Origin of the sequence: Streptomyces sp. S.PB5 (assembly GCF_030403745.1) — a bacterium.
GTDB lineage: Bacteria > Actinomycetota > Actinomycetes > Streptomycetales > Streptomycetaceae > Streptomyces.
This window is the reverse complement of the sequence record NZ_JAQMWP010000014.1, coordinates 235,949-255,588: the sequence shown is the minus strand read 5'-3', so window position 1 is coordinate 255,588 and position 19,640 is coordinate 235,949. Positions and strand designations below refer to the sequence as shown.

Sequence of the window (19,640 nt, the reverse complement as noted above, 5' to 3'; positions counted from 1 at the left end):
CCCTGGGACCTACTCCCTCAGGGTATGCCGTACGTCAGTCCCGGGGATGAGCGAGGTCGTACGCCAGCCCCAGCACCCCGTGCGCCAGCAGCAGCGCCCCCGCGGTCACCCAGCCGCCGCTGCGGCGTCGTAGCCCCCACGCGGTGAGCGGGAGGCCCGCGGCCATCTGGGCGACGGCCAGGGCGCGGGCCTTGGGGGTGCCGGTCCAGGGGAGCCAGGGGCCGAGGCGGCTGCTTTCGACGACGTCGAGTTCCGCGCGGACCGCGTCGCGCCAGCCGGGCCATTCGACGGTGGTGGCGTCGGGCTGGACGCGGGCCACCTCGCGGAGGCGGTCGGCGGGCTCGCCGGGGGCGAGGCCGGTCGGGAGGGTGAGACCCGCGCGGGTGAGGACGGCGAGGAGGCCGCGGAGGCGGGCTCGTGCGTCGGCCGCCGGGTCCGGCTTGGTGAGGGCGTCGAGCGACTGCACGTCCAGGACCGGGTCGAGGCCCAGGCGGGCGGCGAAGGTGCGCATCGCCTCGTCCTCGCCGGCCGGGGTGCCGTTGGCGAGCCAGATGTAGCCGACGGGGCGGCGGAAGCCGGAGGCGAGGAGGTAGCCGCTGCGGTCGGCGTCCCACCACAGGGCGAGGACGGGCCAGGGGGCGCCGACGGCGAGGGCCGTGGCCCAGCCGGTGAGGACACGGTCGACCGGTTCGTCGCCGGTGCGCCAGGGCTTGCCCTCGGGGACCAGGGCGCTCCACTCCGCGCCCGCGCCGGTGAGCAGCATGCGCTCGCGCAGCAGTTGGGCGGCGGGCGCGACGGACTCGGGCTCCGCACGGCAGAGCAGCAGGGCGCCGGGGGCGGGGCCGGTGCGTGGGGCGGCACCGGGACGTGGGGCACCACGAGGTGGAGGTTCCGTCGACGACATGCTCACACGCTAGGACGATCAACCCCTTTCAGGCATTTCCGCAGCCGCGAACATCCCCAGAACGAGTGTCTTGACTTTCCGAAGCCGCGATATATCGTGAATAGCGGAAGACGCGATATGGCGTGTGTGGTGTCACGGGGAGGTCTGCACCATGTCCGAGTGGTCCGTGTCGGAGCCGAGGAAGCTCACATTCGACGAGCCGGTGAGCCGACTGCATGTGCGCATCGTCAACGGAACGGTGAACGTGGTGGGCACGGACGAAGGTTCCGCCCGCCTGGAGGTCTCCGAGCTGGACGGGCCGCCTCTCGTCGTGACCCAGGAGGGCGGCAGCCTCACCGTCGCCTACGAGGACCTGCCCTGGAAGGGCTTCCTCAAGTGGCTGGACCGCAAGGGCTGGCGGCGCAGCGCCGTGGTCTCGCTGGCCGTCCCGGCGGACACCCGTGTCGAGGTCGGGGTGGTGGGTGCCACCGCCGTGGTCTCGGGGATCGACGGCCACGCGGAGGTCAAGGGGGTCACCGGTGACACCACCCTGGTCGGGCTCACCGGCCCCGTCCGCGCCGACACCGTCTCGGGAAATCTGGAGGCACAGGCCCTCCGCGGCGACCTCCGCTTCAACTCCGTCTCCGGCGACCTGACCGTGGTCGAGGCGGGCTCCTCGGTCAAGGCCGACTCGGTGAGCGGCTCGATGATCGTCGATCTCGACCCCACGAGCCGCCCGACCGACATCAACCTGACCAGCGTCTCCGGCGAGATCGCCATCCGGCTCCCCCACCCGGCCGACGCGGAGGTGGAGGCGAACACCGCGAGCGGGACGGTCTCCAACGCCTTCGAGGATCTGCGGGTCGGCGGCCAGTGGGGCGCCAAGCGCATCACCGGCCGTCTCGGAGCGGGCAGCGGCCGCCTCAAGGCGACGACCGTCTCGGGCTCGATCGCACTGCTGCGCCGCCCACCGGTCGAGGACGAGCCATGGGACCTGGAGCCGGAGGACATAGGCCCGCTCGTCGAGGAGACGGACCCGGAGGGCACCCCGGCGGCCGATCCGCCCCGCAACTCGGGGGACAATTCCGTTTCCGGCCCGGGCGACGCCGCTGACGCCACCGCAGACGCAGAAGCAGTTGCCGACGCGGACGACGCAGACGACACCGACGACACCCCGGCCGACGGCACGACCGACAAGAAGGTGCTCTGACATGCCCCCCGTCTTCGCCCACGGCCGCCTCCGCCTCTATCTGCTGAAGCTGCTCGACGAGGCCCCTCGACACGGCTACGAGGTGATCCGGCTGCTGGAGGAGCGCTTCCAGGGGCTGTACGCACCGTCGGCCGGCACCGTCTACCCCCGGCTGGCCAAGCTGGAGGCCGAGGGCCTGGTCACCCACACCACCGAGGGCGGCCGCAAGGTGTACGCCATCACGGACGCCGGCCGCGCCGAACTGGCCGACCGCAGCGGTGAACTGGCCGATCTGGAGCTGGAGATCCGGGAGTCGGTCGCGGAGCTCGCCGCCGAGATCCGGGCCGATGTGCGCGGCGCGGCGGGCGACCTGCGGCGCGAGATGCGGGCCGCCGCCTCCGAGGCCCGGCGCGGCGGAGGGACCGGAAGCGCCGGCGAACAGGACGGTCCTCTGGGGGACTTCGGGGACTTCACCGACAAGGAGGCGTGGCGGGCCGCCAAGGAGGAGATGCGCCGCGTCAAGCAGGAGTGGAAGGAGCAGGCCCGGCGTGCCAAGGACGAGAGCCGGAGGGCTCGTGAGGAGGCCCAGCGGGCCCGGCGCCAGGCCAAGGAGGCACAGGAGCAGGCCCGAACCCAGGCGCAGGAGGAGGTGCAGCGCATCGCCCGGCGGGTCCAGGAGCAGGTGCAGGACCACTTCGCGCGGGGCGACTGGCCGACCGGGGTACGCGAGGGGCTGACCGAACTGGCCAAGGAGTTCGGCGAGTTCGGCCGGGACTACGGCCGGGAGTTCGGCAAGGACTTCGGGTTCGGACACGGGCACGGCCACGACGAACGGCACGGCCACGACGAGAAGCGCGGCCCCGACGGGCGGTACGGCAACGCGGAGAAGGTCACCGACAAGTCGGCCCCGGGGACGCCGGAGTACTCCCAGACCCCGGAGGACTTCCCCGCCGACTACGAACCGGCCTGGGCCCATGAGTCCGGCACCGGTGACCCGGCCCGCGACCTCGACCGCCTCCTCGACCGCTTCCGGGACGACATCCGCGACGCGTCCCGGGACCACGGCATCACCTCGGACCAACTCCGGGAGGCCCGCCGCCATCTGTCGACGGCGGCGGCACACATCGGGGCACTGCTGCGGGCACCGAAGGCCTGAGGCTCGGCACGGCACGGCGTGGGGAGCGGGGCGGGCGTCCGGCGGGCCGGCCCCGTCAGCCCGCCTTCGCCTCTCCCCCGCCGTAGAGCACGCGCGTCAGGGACTCGTACGTCACTCCGTGGTCGGCGAGGACCTCGGCAGGGACACCGGGACCGGTGACGAGGGCCAACAGGAGGTGTTCGTCGCCGACATGACGGTCCTTGCGGCCCACCGCGACCCGTAGGGACCTCACCAGGACGTCCTTGGCGGACCGGCTGAACGGACGGTGCCCCGACCAGCCCGACCACCGTCCCCCGCCCTTCCCGTCGCCGGACATCGCTCCGACGCCGTGCGCTTCCTCCACCCTGGCGACGATCTCCGAGACGTCGATCCCCAGCCCGGCCAGCGCGTCGGTCTCTGCCTGGGACAACCCGGCGCGCCGTCGGGCCTCACTCAGCGCGCCCCGCACCGAGTCCAGCCATCCCGTACCCCCGAGCGAGGCCAGCGCGAACGAGGCCCTGCCGCCCTGCCGGTCGAGCAGCGCGAGCAGCAGGTGCTCGGCGTCGACGGTCCGCGCCCCGCATCCCTCCGCGTAGCCGACGGCACCGGTCACCACGTCCCGGGCGTTCTTCGTGAACCGTTCGAACATCAATGCCTCCCGTACTTCTTGTGCACGGCCTGCCTGCTCACGCCGAGTTCGGCGGCGATCTCCTGCCACGACCAGCCCTGGTTGCGGGCGCTGCGCACCTGCACCGACTCCAGCTGTTCGAGGAGGCGGCGCAGGGCGGCGACGGCCCGCAGGCCCACCCGTGGATCGCGGTCGCCCGCGCGCTCGGCGAGGTCTGTCGCTTCGGTCATGTTGTCAACTTACGTTGACACCAGCCCGACGTCAACCGAAGTTGACACCTTGGGTGCAAGAAGGCTTGGGTACAAGAAAGGCGGGCCCGGCACCCCGGACCCGCCTCACGTCACCGCGCCGCACACAGCGTGCGCACGTCAGCCGTTGGTCAGCACGATCTTGCCGAACTGCTCCCCGGACTCCAGCCGCGCGAAGCCCTCGCGGGCCCGGTCCAGCGGAAGCACCTCGTCGATCACCGGACGCACCCCGGTGGCGGCACAGAAGGAGAGCAGGTCCTCCAGCTCGTCCTTGGTGCCCATGGTCGAGCCCACGACCTTGAGCTCCAGGAAGAAAATGCGGGTCAGTTCGGCGTGCGAGGGCCGGTCGCCGCTGGTCGCACCGGAGATGACGAGCGTGCCGCCCGGCTTCAGGGACTTCACCGAGTGGGACCAGGTGGCCGCGCCGACGGTCTCGATGACGGCGTCGACCCGCTGCGGCAGCCGCGCCCCGGACTCCACCGCCTCCACGGCACCGAGCTCGATCGCCCGCTTCCGCTTGGCCTCGTCCCGGCTGGTGGCGAAGACCCGCAGCCCTGCCGCCTTGCCGAGCACGATCGCGGCCGTGGCGACACCGCCGCCCGCACCCTGGACGAGGACCGAGTCGCCGGGCCGTACACCCGCGTTGGTGAAGAGCATCCGGTACGCCGTCAGCCATGCCGTCGGCAGACAGGCGGCCTCCGCGAAGGACAGCTCCTTGGGCTTGGGCAGGATGTTCCAGGTCGGCACGGCGACCTGCTCGGCGAAGGTGCCCTGGTACCGCTCGGTGAGGATCGAGCGGGGCTCCTTGGGTCCGACGCCATGACCGGACTGCCCGATCACGGAGTGCAGTACGACCTCGTTGCCGTCCTCGTCGACACCGGCGGCGTCACACCCGAGGATCATCGGCAACTTGTCCTCGGACAGCCCGACGCCCTTGAGGGACCACAGGTCGTGATGGTTGAGTGAAGCGGCCTTGACGTCGACGACACTCCATCCGGAACGGGCCTCGGGGGCCGGGCGCTCCCCCAACTCGAGTCCGGAGAGCGGCTGGTCACGGTCGATGCGGGCGGCGTAGGCAGCGAACATGACCTTGACGATAGGGTCCATCGCTCCATGACGGAACCGCGATCCCCTGTGACACACACCCTCTTGCCACGGCGGCCAGGGCCAATTTCAGCCCGCCCGGCACCTCTCAACGCCGGTCCAGGCAATCCAGCCCGTCCGGCGTTTGAGGACGAGGCCCTTTCGGGGCCGAAGCGGGGGTCCGGGGGCGGCAGCCCCCAGGACGCGGGGTCGAAGGGGCGGCAGCCCCTGGGGACGGGACGGGTAGGGGCGGCGGGGGCGAAAAACACCCGGACAGCCCTCCGGCCAGGTAAAAAGTGGCCCCGCCCGAAAACAACCGGACGGGGCCACCTCAACGCTCACTGAGCGCGACGCTCACTCACCTCACCGGCGAGCAACCCCCTCCGCCCGAGCCGCAGCAGCAACCGCCGCCGTGACCGCCGGAGCGACCCGCTCGTCGAACGGGGACGGGATGACGTAGTCGGCGGCCAGCTCGTCACCGACCACCGCCGCCAGCGCCTCCGCCGCCGCGATCTTCATCCCCTCGGTGATCCGGGAGGCCCGCACCTGCAGCGCGCCCGCGAAGATGCCGGGGAACGCGAGCACGTTGTTGATCTGGTTCGGGAAGTCGGACCGCCCCGTCGCCACGACCGCCGCGTACTTGTGCGCGACGTCCGGGTGCACCTCGGGGTTCGGGTTGGCCATGGCGAAGACGAAGGCCCCCTCGGCCATCGACGCCACCGCCTCCTCCGGCACCGTGCCACCGGAGACGCCGATGAAGACGTCGGCGCCTTCGAGGGCCGTCTCCAACGAGCCGGTGATACCCGCCTTGTTGGTGAAGCCGGCGAGCTCCCGCTTGACCGGGGTGAGGTCGTCACGGTCGGCCGACACCACGCCCTTGCGGTCGGCGACGGCGACGTCCCCGATCCCGGCGTCGACGAGGATCTTCGCGATGGCGACCCCGGCCGCACCGGCGCCCGAGATGACGGCCCGCAGCTCGCCGATCCCACGCCCGGTCAGCCGCGCGGCGTTCCGCAGGGCCGCCAGCGTCACGACGGCCGTGCCGTGCTGGTCGTCGTGGAAGATCGGGATGTCGAGGGCGTCCTGGAGCCGCTTCTCGATCTCGAAGCACCGGGGCGCCGAGATGTCCTCCAGGTTGACGCCCCCGAAGGACGGGGCCAGCCGGACCACGGTCTCGACGATCTCGTCGACGTCCGTGCAGGCCAGCGCGATCGGCACCGCGTCGACGCCGCCGAACTGCTTGAAGAGGATGGCCTTGCCTTCCATCACCGGAAGGGAGGCCTCGGGCCCGATGTCACCGAGTCCCAGCACCGCCGTACCGTCGGTGACGACGGCGACGACGGAGGACTTCCACGTGTAGTCGTGGACGAGGTCGGGCTGCTCGGCGATGGCGCTGCACACCTTCGCCACGCCGGGCGTGTACGCGAGGGACAGGTCGTCCTTGTCGCGGATCGGCACGGTGGCTTGCACTGCCATCTTGCCGCCGCGGTGCAGCGCGAAGGCCGGGTCGAAGGAATCGAGGGGCTCCGCCCCGCCGTCGTGACCCGTATCGCTGTCGCTGCGAGGATTGACGATCTCCGCTGCCACTTGTTCTACCCCTTAGATATTCATGGTTTGAGGGTGGCCACTCCTGGTTGAGAAGTGGGCGGGCACCGCGTACGGCCCTGTCGGTGATGCGTATGGGCCGTGCGCGACGGGCGCGCCGCACACGCGCCCTGAGCCCCGGATGAGGGGTGTAAAGAACCTTCTTACCGGACGGACGGTGTCCAGGACGAGTCCAATCCGCGCAAGACGTGCAAGGTCACATGCCGGATCACAGGGCTCGGATATCGGTGACATGAATCATGGCCAAACGTGGCGGGTCGTCCTGGACGAACCCTTGACACAGGCCGGAGCAACCGGACAAGTCGCCAAGCGATCGCTCGCATCATGAGATGCGCCGGAGATCTTCCGGCCGGAAGGAAGCATTCCCGTAGAAGGTGCGGCCATGATGTCCGACCTGATGCGGTTCGGGGGTCACCCGTTATCCGATTTTGACATGGCTGGGCCCCTGAATGGCGCAGTCCGAATGGCAAGATGCCGTAATCACATGAGGTCGCGGCACTCGAAGGCGTGTGCTCTCGTCGACCTAGGAAACGAAGGCATCTGCCGAGCCCATCGGCAGTCGCCTGCCCCATCGGCAACTCCACCCATCCGCCGGAGGAACCCACCATGACCGCAAGCTCCACCCGTCGTACGACCGTCGCGCGCTCCAGGATTGCCGCGGTAGGTGCGATCGCGGTCGCAGGCGCCCTGATTCTCACCGGCTGCGGTGACCAGACGGACAGCAGCGGCGACAGCTCCAAGGAGACGGCGTCGTCGAGCAAGGCTCCGCTGTTCGACAAGCTGCCTGCGGACATCCAGAAGGCGGGTGTCATCGAGGTCGGCACCAACGCCGAGTACGCGCCCATGGAGTACCAGGAGGGCGGCAAGATCGTCGGTGTCGACCCCGACATCGCCGCCGCGCTGGGCAAGCAGCTGGGCGTGGAGTTCAAGTTCACCTCCGGCTCCTTCGACGGCCTGATCACCTCGCTGAACTCGGGCCGTTACGACGTCGCCATGTCCTCCATCACGGACACCAAGGCGCGCCAGGAGGGCCTGGACGACAAGGGCAAGAAGCTCGGCCCGGGCGTCGACTTCGTCGACTACTTCACGGCCGGCACCGCCGTCTACGTCGCCAAGGGCAACCCCGAGAAGATCAACTCGATCGAGGACCTCTGCGGCAAGACGGCCGCCGTGCAGCGCGGTACGACGTACGAGCAGGCGCTGAAGGACCAGTCCAAGAAGTGCACGGACGGCGGCGACAAGAAGATCACGATCGAGCCGTTCGAGAACGACACCGAGGCCCAGACCCGCGTGAAGTCGGGCGGCGCCGACGCCGGCGTCAACGACTACCCGGTCGCCATCGACATGGCCCGCAAGGCCGACGGCGGGAACGCCTTCGAGGTCGTCGGCGAGCAGGTCGACGCCGGTCCGTTCGGCATCGCCGTGAACAAGGACAACAAGGAGCTCACCTCCGCGCTGGAGGCGGCCGTCAACGCGATCATCGAGGACGGCACCTACAAGACGATCCTCGAGAAGTGGGGCGCCGAGAGCGGCGCCATCGACAAGGCCGCCGTCAACGGCGGCAAGTGACCGACCCAGCAGCACTGAAGGGCAGTCACTGTGACTGACAAGTTCGACAAGGAGCCGGCGGACGCGACTCCGCCGGCCTCCACGGTCACCAAGGAGGCCTCCGTTCCGCCGGAGGCCATCAAGGCCATCCCGGTCCGCCACTACGGCCGCTACGTCAGCGCCGTCGTGGTCCTGGCCCTGTTGGCCCTGCTGGTCAACGCGTTCGCCACGGCCGACAAGATCCAGTGGAGCGCGGTCGGTGACACCGTCTTCGACTCCACGGTCCTCGCGGGCGCCGGCCGCACCCTGCTGATCAGCGTCCTCGCGATGATCATGGGTGTGGTCCTGGGTGTCGTGCTGGCCGTGATGCGCCTCTCGAAGAACCCGGTGACGAGCTGGGTGGCCTGGGTCTACATCTGGTTCTTCCGCGGTACGCCGGTCTACGTCCAGCTCCTGCTGTGGTTCAACCTGGCGCTGATCTTCCCGACGCTGAATCTCGGTCCGATCTACAAGGACGAGATGGTGGACGTCATGACGCCGTTCATGGCCGCCCTGCTGGGTCTGGGCCTGAACGAGGCGGCGTACATGGCGGAGATCTGCCGCGCCGGTCTCATGGCCGTCGACGAGGGCCAGACCGAGGCCTCGCACGCGCTCGGCATGAGCCACGCCAAGACGCTGCGCCGCATCGTGATCCCGCAGGCGATGCGGGTGATCGTGCCGCCGACCGGCAACGAGTTCATCAACATGCTGAAGACCTCGTCGCTGGTGTACGCGGTGACGTACAACGAGCTGCTGCGCGCCACGTCGACGATCGGCTCCACGTCGTACGCCGTGATGGAGCTGCTCTTCGTGGCATGCATCTGGTACCTGGTCATGACCAGTGTGTTCAGCGTGTTCCAGTACTACCTGGAACGCCGTTACGCCCGCGGCTCGCTCCGCCAGCTGCCGCCGACACCCTGGCAGAAGGTCAAGGCCAACATGCTCTCTCTGGGCCGCGAAAGGGGTGCTGGGGCATGACCGCGATGGTGAAGTCCGAGGGCGTGCACAAGTCCTTCGGCCCCGTGGAAGTCCTCAAGGGCATCGACCTGGAGGTCAAGCAGGGCGAGGTGTTCTGCCTCATCGGCCCCTCCGGCTCCGGCAAGTCGACCTTCCTGCGGTGCATCAACCACCTGGAGAAGATCAACGCCGGCCGGCTGTACGTCGACGGCGAGCTGGTCGGCTACCGCCAGAAGGGCGACAAGCTGTACGAGCTCAAGGACAGCGAGGTCGCCCTTCAGCGCCGGGACATCGGCATGGTGTTCCAGCGGTTCAACCTGTTCCCGCACATGACGGCCCTCGAGAACGTCATGGAGGCGCCGGTCCAGGTCAAGGGCACGAGCAAGGCCCAGGCCAGGGAGCGGGCGGGCGAGCTGCTGGAGCGCGTGGGTCTCGCCGACAAGGCGAAGAACTACCCCTCGCAGCTCTCCGGTGGCCAGCAGCAGCGCGTCGCCATCGCCCGGGCCCTCGCCATGGACCCGAAGCTGATGCTCTTCGACGAGCCCACCTCGGCCCTCGACCCGGAGCTGGTCGGTGACGTCCTCGACGTCATGCGCGACCTCGCCGAGTCCGGCATGACGATGGTCGTCGTCACCCATGAGATGGGCTTCGCCCGCGAGGTCGGCGACAGCCTGGTCTTCATGGACGGCGGTGTGGTGGTCGAGTCCGGCAACCCGCGCGACGTCCTGACGAACCCGCAGCACGAGCGGACGCAGGCGTTCCTGTCGAAGGTCCTGTAGTCCGTCGTACAACGGCAAAAGGGGCGGTACGGGCTTCCCGTACCGCCCCTTCGTCATGCCGTCACTTGACCGCGAGCACCAGCGTGTCCGAGGGCGAGCACCACACCGGCCGCGCCTCCCCGAACCCCTTCTCGCGCAGGACGCGCGCGTGCCAGGCCGCGGAGGGCATGTCGCCGTCGGCGTGTTCGCCGTAGATCTCGAAGCGGCGGGCCGTCGGCTCGGCGAGGACGGGGTCCTTGGCGGCGACCTGCCACCACTCGGCCCAGTCGAGGGCGCCGTCGCGCTTGGCCTGATCCATGCGGGCGTGGCGCTGGGCCCGCTCCGCCGCGTTGATCCTCGGCGTCGCCTCGTCGATCATGTGGTCCGCGTTCATGAAGACACCGCCGTCGCGGACCAGACCCGCGACCTGACCGTAGAGGGCCGCGAGGGGTTCGCTGTGCAGCCAGTGCAGGGCCGTGGCGGTCAGGACGGCGTCGTAGGAGTCGTACGGCAGTTTCGCGGGCCAGTCCGGGTCCTTGAGGTCGGCCGTCACGAAGGTGGCCCGGTCGTCGTCCGCGAAGGTGCCCTCGGCGATGGCGAGGAGCGCCGGGTCGAGGTCGACGCCGGTGCTGACGGCCTCCGGGAACCGCGCGAACAGCCGGGCCGTGATACTTCCCGTGCCGCACGCGAGATCCAGTACCCGGGGGCGGGGCCCGACGAGGGCGTCCACCATGTCGAGCATGATCCGGAAGCGTTCCTCGCGGTCGGGCATGTACCACTCCTGCTGCCGGTCCCAGCTCTCCTGCCAGGCCTGCCAGTCGGTTCCGGTACTCGTGGTCATGGGAGCCCCCTCTTCAGACGCTTGCGTAATACCCTGGAAGCACGATCGACCGTTACCAACCGACCGCACGACGGACATTAGAACGTCTCCGTAAGGACTACAAGTGGAACTGGCCTATTACTCGGACTACGCCGTGCGCCTCGTCAACACCGAGGACCCGGCCCGGGGCAAGGACTCGCTCACCTCGGTCGAGGCCGTTCGCGACCTGTTCGGCCCCAGCCAGGACGCCGCCCGGCGCACCACCGAGGCCGACGTCAGCCGCTTCCGCTCGGTCCGCGCCCGCCTGCGAGCGGTCTTCGAGGCCGCGGACGGCGGCGACGAGACCCTCGCGGTGAACCTGCTGAACTCGCTCCTCCTGGAGTTCCCGGTCAGCCCGCAGATCTCCGGGCACGACTACCGGGACGACGACGGCCGCCCGCTGTGGCACATGCACCTCGCGGACCACCCGTCCAATGCCACCGCCGGCTACGCGGCCATCGCGGCGATGGGCCTGGCCTTCCACCTCACCGAGTACGGCGTGGACCGCCTCGGCCTGTGCGAGGCCGCGCCCTGCCGCAACGCCTACCTGGACACGTCCACGAACCGCTCCCGGCGCTACTGCTCGGACCGCTGCGCGACCCGCGCCAACGTGGCCGCCTACCGCGCCCGCAAACGCCTGGAGGCCGACCGGTCGGAGAAGAGCGGCCTGGCGCAGGACAGCGCCCAGCGCGCGACGGCGAACGGCGAGCGCTGAGCCGCCGCGCGCGGCCGGTACCGGAAGCGCGCCCTGCCCAGCACCAGGTCCTCCGGGACCACCCCGTAGTCGGTGCTGTCGCCGCCGGCGTCGGGGTTGTCCCCGAGCACCCACCAGCCGCCCTCACGGCGCTCCGCCGCGCGTTTGACGACCAACAGGTCCTGCTGGAAGGGATGGCGCAGCACTACCACGTCACCCGGCCGGACCCGCGCGCCGTACTGCACGACGAGCTGATCCCCGTGGTACAGCGTGGGCACCATCGACGGCCCGGTCACCTCGGCCAGCCCGAACGGCAGGAGCGCCCCCCTGTGTTCGGTCTCCTGCGACAGCTCCGGCATCCCCGGCACCTCCCCGGTACGTTCGTCCACCAGTCTCAGTCTCACCCCGGACTTTTGTCCTAAGCCCATGGGGGCACCCGCGAAAACCCGTCCCGCAGGGAGTAATGTCCCACCTGAGAAGACGATCACGAGGAAGGAATGCTCCATGCTTTCCCGCCTGTTTGCCCCCAAGGTCAAGGTCAGCGCACACTGCGACCTGCCCTGCGGTGTGTACGACCCGGCCCAGGCCCGCATCGAGGCGGAGTCGGTGAAGGCCGTACAGGAAAAGATGGCCGCCAACGACGACCCGCACTTCCAGGCGCGTGCCACGGTCATCAAGGAGCAGCGCGCCGAGCTTGCCAAGCACCACGTCTCGGTGCTCTGGAGCGACTACTTCAAGCCCCCGCACTTCGAGAAGTACCCGGAGCTGCACCAGCTGGTCAACGACACCCTGAAGGCCCTCTCGGCCGCCAAGGCGTCCACCGACCCGGCCACCGGCCAGAAGGCGCTGGACTACATCGCGCAGATCGACAAGATCTTCTGGGAGACGAAGAAGGCCTGAGCCTTGCCCTGTCTCGTCGCACGGCGGCGCAGTGATGCATATCACTGCGCCGCCGTTGCGTGTATCGAGCGTGTTCTTCCGGATTGACGGACTTTCGGTCGATTACTTTCCGCATACCTTTCCCTAGTCATCACATCTGTGATGCCCATGGGGGAACTGTTGCGAAAGGTGTGCGCGTCGAGATGAGACGTCGTTGGTGGGGGGCGGCCGCGTTGACGGCCATCGCGGTGACCGGGGCTCTGGTCGTCCAGGGCGTGACCGGCGGACCGGCCGGTGACAGCACCGCGGACGACGGGAAGTCACGGCCCGTCAAGACCAGCACCCGCACGGCCCAGCTGACCGTGGCCGCCGACGGCACCTCGGCCGAGCTCGGCAAGCGGGACACCGCGCCCTTCAGTCTGCTGGGCGTCACCTGGTCCGACCCGTCCGCGCGCGTGAACGCCACGATCGAGGCCCGTACCCGGGACGCCGAGACCGGCACCTGGTCGAAGTGGCTGACGCTGGACGGCGACGGCGGCGAGGGCGAGCAGGGCGCCACCCGCGCCGGGACCGAACCGGCCTGGGTCGGGGCGTCCGACGGCGTCGAGGTCCGGGTGGACGGCAAGACCTCGGCGAAGCTGCCGAAGGGTCTGCGTCTCGACATGGTCGACCCGGGCTCCGGCACGGTGACGGACCTGGAACCGGCCGCCTTCGCACTGGACGCCGCCACCGAGGCGCCCAGCGCCTCTCCGACGGAGACCGGCACGGAGGTCACGGCCACACCGTCGACCGGCGCGCCCTCGGCCACCGGCGCGCCCAGCGCGTCCCCGAGCCCGACCCAGACGCCGACGACCACCGCGCCGAGCACGTCCACGTCACCGACGGCGTCCGCCTCGGCCACCCCGACCGCGCCCTCCGCGCCGGCGTCCAGCGTGCCGCAGCCGCCGATCACCTCGCGGGCCGGCTGGAACGCCGACGAGTCGATCAGCCCGGAGGCGCCGTCCTATCTGCCGGGCGGGAAGATCAAGGCCGTGACGGTCCACCACACCGTCAACTCGAACGACTACACGTGCGAGGAGGCCCTGGCCCTGGTCCGCGGCATCTACACGTACCACGTGAAGTCCGAGGGCTGGAAAGACATCGGCTACAACTTCCTCGTCGACAAGTGCGGCACGATCTACGAGGGCCGCAAGGGCGGCATCGACCAGCCCGTCCTCGGCGCGCACACCTACGGCTTCAACACCCAGACCACCGGCATCTCCGTGCTCGGCGACTACCGGACCACGGCCCCGTCCACGGCCGCGACGGCCTCGGTGGCCCGCCTCGCGGCCTGGAAGCTGGGCCAGTACGGCGTCGACCCGAACGGCACGACCACGCTGACGGCGGGCGCGGCCGGCGGCAACTACGCGGGCAAGACCTGGACGCAGGGCGCCCAGCTGACCTTCCCGACGATCATCGGCCACCGCGACGGCTACAACACCGAGTGCCCCGGCGACACCCTCTACGCCCAGCTGCCCACCATCCGCACCTGGGCCGCGGGCCCGGTCACGGGCGTCACCCTGAAGTCGGTGACCGGCACCGGAACGGTCGGCACGACGACGTACACCAAGGCCTCCGCCACCCTGAACTGGTCGGTCACCAGCCCGTCCGCGTTCGTCTCCAAGTACGAGATCCTGGTCGACGACAAGGTCGCCGCCACCGCCGCGGGCACCGCCACCTCCGGCAAGGCGACCCTCGTGGCCGGCAGCCACAAGGTCGCGGTCCGGGCCGTCCACCAGTCCGGGAAGACGGCGACGACCCCGACGGCCACGGTCGTCGCGGAGACCACCGCGCCCGTCTTCTCCACCAAGCCGAACCTCGCCCTGCGCACCGGCACGGTGAACACCACGGCCGTCCCGCTGACCCTGAAGTGGAAGGCCACGGACACGGCCGCGCTGAAGGAGGTCAGGCTGACCGCCCCGGTCGCCAAGACCTACGGTCCTACGACGACCAGCGCCTCCCACACCGCCAAGTCCGGTACGGCGACGACCTGGTCGATGCAGGCGTACGACGTGGCGGGCAACACCGCCACCGCGTCCGTCAGCGGCACCCCGGTGATCCTCCAGGAGACCTCGGCGACCAGGTCGGGCACCTGGACGGCCAAGTCCTCGACGAACTACCTCGGCGGGAAGTCGTACACCAGCAAGACCAAGAACGCCTCGCTGAGCTGGACGTTCACGGGTCGCTCCGCGGCCTGGGTGGTCTCGCGGGCCTCGACCTCGGGGCAGGCGTACGTGTACGTGGACGGCACGAAGGTCGCCACGGTCGACCTGAAGTCGACGACGACCGCGTACCGCAACGCGATCTGGACGAAGACCTGGTCGAGCAGTGCCAAGCACACGGTGAAGATCGTGGTCGTGGGCACGAGCGGCCGCCCGACGGTGACGACGGACGGCCTGGTGTACCTCAAGTAGGTGTGCCTCAAGCAGGTGTGCCTGAAGTAGCGGTCGCTGATCGTGCCCCGGGGACTCAGTGGAACTGGGGCACGATCAGATAGATCCCGTACGCCACCACGCCCGCGCACGCGAGAAAGCACAGCCCCGCCTGTGTGACGCCGAGGGCCGACGTGCCGCCGCCCTCCTCGCGGGCGCCCTCGAAGCGGGCCAGGCCCAGCACACCGAGGGCGAAGACGACGACCACGGCGACGGTGACACCGAGGCTCACCGCGGCGACCTGGCCGAGTGCGGTCCAGTCGAGACTCATGACGTTTGCTCCTCAGTAGGGCTCAGGCGGCCGTGCCGACCTCGGTCGGCCGGGTGGGGCGTACGGCGACTTCGTGGGTGTCGTTGACGTTGTGGGCGCCGACGGGGTTGCGGCGCGAGACGAGGACGATGCCCGCGGCGACGGCTGCTCCCACCAGCGCCACGACGGCCGTGCCGAAGTCGCCGCCGTGCTTGACCGCGCTCGCGGACACCCCGCCGACCAGTGCCGCGGCCGGCAGCGTGATCAGCCAGGCGAGCACCATGCGGCCCGCGATGCCCCAGCGGACCTCGGCGAGGCGTCGGCCGAGGCCCGCGCCGAGGATGGAGCCGGAGGCGACCTGTGTGGTGGACAGGGCGAAGCCGAGGTGCGCGGAGGTCAGGATGACCGTCGTGGAGGCGGTCTCCGCGGCGAAGCCCTGCGGTGACCGGATCTCGGTCAGGCCCTTGCCCATCGTGCGGATGATCCGCCAGCCGCCGAGATAGGTACCGAGGCCGATGGCGAGCCCCGCGGCCGCGATCACCCACACCGGCGGACCCGCGTCATGGCCGAGCGCGCCCGCCGAGATCAGGGTCAGGGTGATGACGCCCATGGTCTTCTGGGCGTCGTTGGTGCCGTGCGCGAGGGAGACGAGGGACGCGGAGGCGATCTGGCCGAGCCGGAAGCCCTTCGTCACCGAGTCCTTGCGGGCGCGGGCGGTGAGCTTGTAGGCGAAGTAGGTGGCGATCAGGGCGGCGATGCCGGCCACCAGCGGCGAGGCCACGGCCGGGATCAGCACCTTCTCCGCGACCTTGTCGAAGTTCACCCCGGACGAGCCCGCGCCCACCCACACCGCCCCGATCAGCCCGCCGAAGAGCGCGTGCGAGGAGCTCGACGGCAGCCCCACCAGCCACGTGAGCAAATTCCACAGGATCGCCCCCACCAGCCCCGCGAAGATCATCCCCGGGGTGACCAGGCGATCGTCCACGATCCCGCCGGAGATGGTCTTCGCGACCTCCGTGGACAGGAAGGCGCCGACTACATTGAGAACTCCGCTGATCAGCACGGCGGTTGGGGGTTTCAGCGCACCGGTGGCGATGGATGTGGCCATCGCATTCGCCGTGTCGTGGAAACCGTTCGTGAAGTCGAACGCGAGGGCCGTGACGATGACGACCGCCACGAGGAACGTGATGTGGTCCATTCCGCAATGCAAACAAGCGCACGCCACATCCATGCGAACGTGAGGCAAAGCCCTTACCAGGAATGCCGGCCTCCGTGCGATGCTGACGGCGTGAATCGTGAGGATCTGGTGAGGCTGCGCAAGGCACGTGACCGCATGGACCGCGAGTACACCGAGCCGCTCGACGTGACGGCCCTCGCGCGCACCGCCCTGATGTCCCCGGGCCACTTCCAGCGCAGCTTCAAGGAGGCGTACGGCGAGACCCCGTACGGCTATCTCATGACCCGCCGTGTGGAGCGCGCGAAGATGCTGCTGCGCCGCGGCGACCTCACCGTGACCGAGGTCTGCATGGAGGTCGGCTGTACGTCGCTGGGCTCCTTCAGCTCCCGGTTCACCGAGCTGGTGGGCGAGACACCCAGTTCGTACCGGGCCCGGTCGCACGAGGAGAGCGCGGAGATCCCGCCGTGCGTGGTGCGGGCGTACACGCGTCCGCGACGGACGTGACGGCGGTTTTGACCTTAGCTTGGTCCCATGGACCTGAAACTCCACACCTGTTTCATCGCCGTCGACGACCATGACAAGGCGATCGCCTTCTACTGCGACGTCCTGGGCCTGGAGATCCGCAACGACGTCAAGTACGAGGGGATGCGGTGGACGACCGTCGGGTCACCGCTGCAGCCTGACGTCTCGATCGTCCTGGAGCCGCCCGCGGCCAACCCCGACCTCTCCCCCGCCGACCGCGAGGCGATGGAGCAGCTCCTCGCCAAGGGCGTGCTGCGCGGGGTCAACTTCACCACCGGGGACGTCGACGCCCTGTTCGCCCGCGTCCAGGAGTCCGGCGCCGATGTGCTCCAGGAGCCGACGGACATGCCGTACGGGGTGCGCGACTGCGCCTTCCGGGACCCCGCCGGAAATATGCTGCGGTTCATGCAGGCGCCCTGACCTACGATCCCCGGCATGAGCATCCGCTGGACGTACGCCTTCATCGACCGCCCCGCCGGACAGTTCGAACGGGCGGGTGAGTTCTGGACGGCCGTCACGGAGACCCGGCTCTCCGAACTCCGTGGCGCACACAAGGAGTTCGCGACGCTCCTGCCGTCCGGCGGGGCCGACGCCTGCGTGAAGATCCAGGGCGTGACCTCGGGGCCGGGCGGGGCGCATCTCGACTTCGCGGTGGACGACGTACGGGAGTTCGCGGGGACGGCGGTGCGGCTGGGGGCTCAAGTGGTCGCGGACGAGGGGACGTTGGCCGTACTGCGCTCCCCCGCCGGGCAGCTGTTCTGCGCGGTCCCCTGGTACGACGAGTCGGTCCGCCCGCCCGTCGTCCACGGCTCCCGCCTCGACCAGGTCTGCATCGACCTCGCACCGTCGGCCCACGACGCCGAAGTCGCCTTCTGGACGGCCCTGTTGCCCGACTGGGAGTCCGGTTCCACCTCGTTCCCCGAGTTCCACCGCGTCGTACCGCCGCCCGGTCTACCGGTCCGCATCCTCCTGCAGCGACTCGGCGAGGAACGGCCCGCCTCGGCCCATCTCGACCTGGCCTGCGCCGACATCGAGGCGAGCCGGGTACGGCACGAGGCGCTGGGCGCGGAGACGGTCTCCCGCGGCGCCCGCTGGACGGTGATGCGGGACCCGGCCGGCGGCACGTACTGCCTGACCGGCAGGGACCCGGAGACGGGCGGCCTGCCGGCACGTCACGCCCAGGGTTCCACCGCGACCACGGCCTCCACCGGAATCGGCCCGTAGATGTGCGGGAACTCCTCCGCACCGGGCTCGGGAGCCTCGTACTTCAGCGGTACGCCGAGCAGCGCCGGGTCGATGACCAGGACCACCAGCTGGTCGGGACCGTCGTAGGAGCCGTAGAGGAAGTCAGCGACCTTGGGGAGCTGGGCGCGGGTGGAGCAGTGGATGAAGCCCTCCTGCTGGAGGGTCCTGCCGCGGGTCGAGCGTTCGTATGTGCCGCGGGTGCGGGCCTCTTCCCAGAGGGAGCGTTCGGTGATGTGCAGGATCGGCGTGGACATGAGGTCACGTTAAGCCCTGAGCCGTGCCGCGCGCCCGTGCAGATAGCGCTGCTCGGGCAGGCTCAGGGTCTGTGCGGCGGCCGACTCGTAGGCGGCGCGGGCCTCGTCGTTCGCCCCGGCCCGCTCCAGCAGATGACCGCGTACGGCGTCCCGGCGGTGCCCCAGTTCGCCCTCCAGGGCGTCCACTTCGGCGAGGCCCGCCTCCGGGCCGTGGACCATGGCGACGGCGACCGCGCGGTTGAGGCGTTCGACCGGTCCGGGGACGAGCCGGACGAGGAGGTCGTAGAGGCCGAGGATCTCCCGCCAGTCGGTGGCCTCGGCGGAGGGTGCCTCGTCGTGCACGGCGGCGATGGCGGCGCGCAGCTGGTACGGGCCCGCCGGGCCGCTGCTCAGGGCGCGGACGACGAGGGCGACACCCTCCTCGATCGCGGCCTTGTCCCAGCGGTCGCGGTCCTGCTCGTCGAGGGGGACGAGGTCGCCGTGCGGGCCGGTACGGGCGTCCCGGCGGGCGTCGGTGAGCAGCATCAGGGCGAGCAGGCCGGTGACCTCGCCGGTGTCGGGGAGGAGGCGGTGGACGGTACGGGTCAGCCGGATCGCCTCACCGGCGAGGTCGCGGCGTTGGAGCAGCGGGCCGCTGGTGGCCGTGTAGCCCTCGTTGAAGATCAGGTAGAGCGTGTGGAGGACGGCCGGCAGCCGTGCCGCCCAGTTGTCGGGCCGCCCGAAGCGCACGCCTTTGATCTTCTTCTTGGCGCGGCTGATCCGCTGGGCCATGGTCGCCTCGGGCACCAGGTACGCGCGGGCGATCTCGGCCGTCGTCAGACCGCCGACCGCGCGGAGGGTGAGAGCGATCTGCGCGGGCGGCGGTAGATCGGGGTGGCAGCACAGGAAGAGCAGGGAGAGGGTGTCGTCCTCGCGGGGCGCCCGGTCCTCGCCGGGTGCCAGGCGCACGTCGAGCGCCGCCGCCCGTTCCTCCCGGACCCGCCGCGCGTCCTCCGCCCGCAACGCGTCCACCAGCCTCCGCGAGGCCACCTTGATCAGCCAGCCGCGCGGATTGTCCGGGACCCCGGTCTCGGACCACTGCCCGGCCGCGGCGAGCAGCGCCTCCTGTACGGCGTCCTCGGCGGTGCCGAAGTGGCCGTACCGTCTGACCAGCGCGCCGAGGACCTGCGGCGCGTGCAGGCGCAGCAGGTCCTCGGTCGGGGTCGTCCGTCGCACG

At 70.2% G+C, this 19,640-nt stretch carries 22 protein-coding genes; 11 read left to right on the top strand and 11 right to left on the bottom strand.

The window, feature by feature from the left end:
* Positions 1 to 34: 34 nt before the first annotated feature.
* Complete coding sequence (locus tag PH203_RS33235; RefSeq protein WP_289924881.1) at positions 35 to 904, bottom strand: hypothetical protein; 870 nt, start codon at positions 902 to 904, stop codon at positions 35 to 37.
* Between the two features lie 151 nt (positions 905 to 1,055).
* On the opposite strand from PH203_RS33235, the gene PH203_RS33230 reads away from it, so the two are divergent.
* On the top strand, positions 1,056 to 2,093 hold the full coding sequence (locus PH203_RS33230; protein WP_289924880.1) for a DUF4097 family beta strand repeat-containing protein: 1,038 nt from the start codon (positions 1,056 to 1,058) through the stop codon (positions 2,091 to 2,093).
* Position 2,094: 1 nt separating this feature from the next.
* Positions 2,095 to 3,228, top strand: coding sequence for a helix-turn-helix transcriptional regulator (locus PH203_RS33225; protein ID WP_289924879.1), 1,134 nt, complete (start codon positions 2,095 to 2,097; stop codon positions 3,226 to 3,228).
* A 55-nt stretch (positions 3,229 to 3,283) separates the two neighbouring features.
* Here the strand turns inward: PH203_RS33225 and PH203_RS33220 are convergent, their stop codons facing one another.
* From PH203_RS33220 to PH203_RS33205, 4 genes are all read right to left on the bottom strand, one after another.
* Positions 3,284 to 3,856 (bottom strand): Clp protease N-terminal domain-containing protein, encoded by a 573-nt coding sequence (locus tag PH203_RS33220; protein WP_289924877.1) that lies wholly within the window; start codon positions 3,854 to 3,856, stop codon positions 3,284 to 3,286.
* Entirely contained in the window at positions 3,856 to 4,065 is a 210-nt protein-coding gene (locus PH203_RS33215) for an HTH domain-containing protein (RefSeq protein ID WP_007384656.1), read from the bottom strand. The genes PH203_RS33220 and PH203_RS33215 overlap by 1 nt, the downstream gene beginning before the upstream one ends.
* A gap of 138 nt (positions 4,066 to 4,203) precedes the next feature.
* Positions 4,204 to 5,169: a zinc-binding dehydrogenase gene (locus PH203_RS33210; RefSeq protein WP_289924870.1), complete on the bottom strand. Its 966-nt coding sequence runs from the start codon at positions 5,167 to 5,169 to the stop codon at positions 4,204 to 4,206.
* A 360-nt stretch (positions 5,170 to 5,529) separates the two neighbouring features.
* Entirely contained in the window at positions 5,530 to 6,753 is a 1,224-nt protein-coding gene (locus PH203_RS33205; protein ID WP_289924868.1) for an NADP-dependent malic enzyme, read from the bottom strand.
* Between the two features lie 624 nt (positions 6,754 to 7,377).
* On the opposite strand from PH203_RS33205, the gene PH203_RS33200 reads away from it, so the two are divergent.
* From PH203_RS33200 to PH203_RS33190, 3 genes are read left to right on the top strand one after another with little or no spacing between them, the layout of a single operon-like run.
* A complete protein-coding gene (locus PH203_RS33200; protein ID WP_289924866.1) occupies positions 7,378 to 8,340 on the top strand; it encodes an ABC transporter substrate-binding protein in 963 nt (320 codons plus the stop codon).
* Between the two features lie 30 nt (positions 8,341 to 8,370).
* On the top strand, positions 8,371 to 9,336 hold the full coding sequence (locus tag PH203_RS33195; RefSeq protein ID WP_289924865.1) for an amino acid ABC transporter permease: 966 nt from the start codon (positions 8,371 to 8,373) through the stop codon (positions 9,334 to 9,336).
* The gene (locus tag PH203_RS33190) at positions 9,333 to 10,094 is read left to right on the top strand and encodes an amino acid ABC transporter ATP-binding protein (protein WP_289924862.1); all 762 of its coding nucleotides are present in this window, start codon (positions 9,333 to 9,335) and stop codon (positions 10,092 to 10,094) included. Before PH203_RS33195 ends, PH203_RS33190 begins: the two co-directional genes overlap by 4 nt.
* Before the next feature lie 61 nt (positions 10,095 to 10,155).
* Here the strand turns inward: PH203_RS33190 and PH203_RS33185 are convergent, their stop codons facing one another.
* Entirely contained in the window at positions 10,156 to 10,914 is a 759-nt protein-coding gene (locus PH203_RS33185) for a class I SAM-dependent methyltransferase (RefSeq protein ID WP_289924860.1), read from the bottom strand.
* 103 nt (positions 10,915 to 11,017) lie between these two features.
* Here PH203_RS33185 and PH203_RS33180 point away from each other — a divergent pair, with 103 nt between their 5' ends.
* Complete coding sequence (locus PH203_RS33180; protein WP_289924858.1) at positions 11,018 to 11,647, top strand: CGNR zinc finger domain-containing protein; 630 nt, start codon at positions 11,018 to 11,020, stop codon at positions 11,645 to 11,647.
* On the opposite strand, the gene sodX is transcribed toward PH203_RS33180, so the two are convergent.
* Complete coding sequence (gene sodX, locus PH203_RS33175) at positions 11,551 to 11,985, bottom strand: nickel-type superoxide dismutase maturation protease (protein ID WP_289924948.1); 435 nt, start codon at positions 11,983 to 11,985, stop codon at positions 11,551 to 11,553. The two genes, PH203_RS33180 and sodX, sit on opposite strands and share 97 nt — an antisense overlap.
* Positions 11,986 to 12,130: 145 nt before the next feature.
* On the opposite strand from sodX, the gene sodN reads away from it, so the two are divergent.
* Both sodN and PH203_RS33165 read left to right on the top strand, forming a co-directional pair.
* Positions 12,131 to 12,526, top strand: a complete 396-nt coding sequence (sodN, locus tag PH203_RS33170) for a superoxide dismutase, Ni (RefSeq protein ID WP_020136639.1) — start codon at positions 12,131 to 12,133, stop codon at positions 12,524 to 12,526.
* Between the two features lie 182 nt (positions 12,527 to 12,708).
* Positions 12,709 to 14,958, top strand: coding sequence for an N-acetylmuramoyl-L-alanine amidase (locus tag PH203_RS33165; RefSeq protein ID WP_289924850.1), 2,250 nt, complete (start codon positions 12,709 to 12,711; stop codon positions 14,956 to 14,958).
* A gap of 55 nt (positions 14,959 to 15,013) precedes the next feature.
* Here PH203_RS33165 and PH203_RS33160 read toward each other — a convergent pair whose 3' ends face one another.
* Positions 15,014 to 15,247 (bottom strand): hypothetical protein, encoded by a 234-nt coding sequence (locus tag PH203_RS33160; RefSeq protein WP_289924849.1) that lies wholly within the window; start codon positions 15,245 to 15,247, stop codon positions 15,014 to 15,016.
* A 22-nt stretch (positions 15,248 to 15,269) separates the two neighbouring features.
* On the bottom strand, positions 15,270 to 16,424 hold the full coding sequence (locus PH203_RS33155; protein WP_289924848.1) for an inorganic phosphate transporter: 1,155 nt from the start codon (positions 16,422 to 16,424) through the stop codon (positions 15,270 to 15,272).
* 90 nt (positions 16,425 to 16,514) lie between these two features.
* Here PH203_RS33155 and PH203_RS33150 point away from each other — a divergent pair, with 90 nt between their 5' ends.
* From PH203_RS33150 to PH203_RS33140, 3 genes are read left to right on the top strand one after another with little or no spacing between them, the layout of a single operon-like run.
* Positions 16,515 to 16,907: a helix-turn-helix transcriptional regulator gene (locus tag PH203_RS33150; protein WP_289924847.1), complete on the top strand. Its 393-nt coding sequence runs from the start codon at positions 16,515 to 16,517 to the stop codon at positions 16,905 to 16,907.
* 27 nt (positions 16,908 to 16,934) lie between these two features.
* Positions 16,935 to 17,345, top strand: coding sequence for a VOC family protein (locus PH203_RS33145; RefSeq protein WP_289924845.1), 411 nt, complete (start codon positions 16,935 to 16,937; stop codon positions 17,343 to 17,345).
* A gap of 15 nt (positions 17,346 to 17,360) precedes the next feature.
* Positions 17,361 to 18,149, top strand: coding sequence for a VOC family protein (locus PH203_RS33140; protein ID WP_289924844.1), 789 nt, complete (start codon positions 17,361 to 17,363; stop codon positions 18,147 to 18,149).
* On the opposite strand, the gene PH203_RS33135 is transcribed toward PH203_RS33140, so the two are convergent.
* The gene (locus tag PH203_RS33135) at positions 18,098 to 18,424 is read right to left on the bottom strand and encodes a DUF952 domain-containing protein (protein ID WP_289924843.1); all 327 of its coding nucleotides are present in this window, start codon (positions 18,422 to 18,424) and stop codon (positions 18,098 to 18,100) included. The genes PH203_RS33140 and PH203_RS33135 overlap by 52 nt on opposite strands.
* A gap of 9 nt (positions 18,425 to 18,433) precedes the next feature.
* Positions 18,434 to 19,639 (bottom strand): sigma-70 family RNA polymerase sigma factor, encoded by a 1,206-nt coding sequence (locus PH203_RS33130; protein ID WP_289924841.1) that lies wholly within the window; start codon positions 19,637 to 19,639, stop codon positions 18,434 to 18,436.
* Position 19,640: the final 1 nt, after the last annotated feature.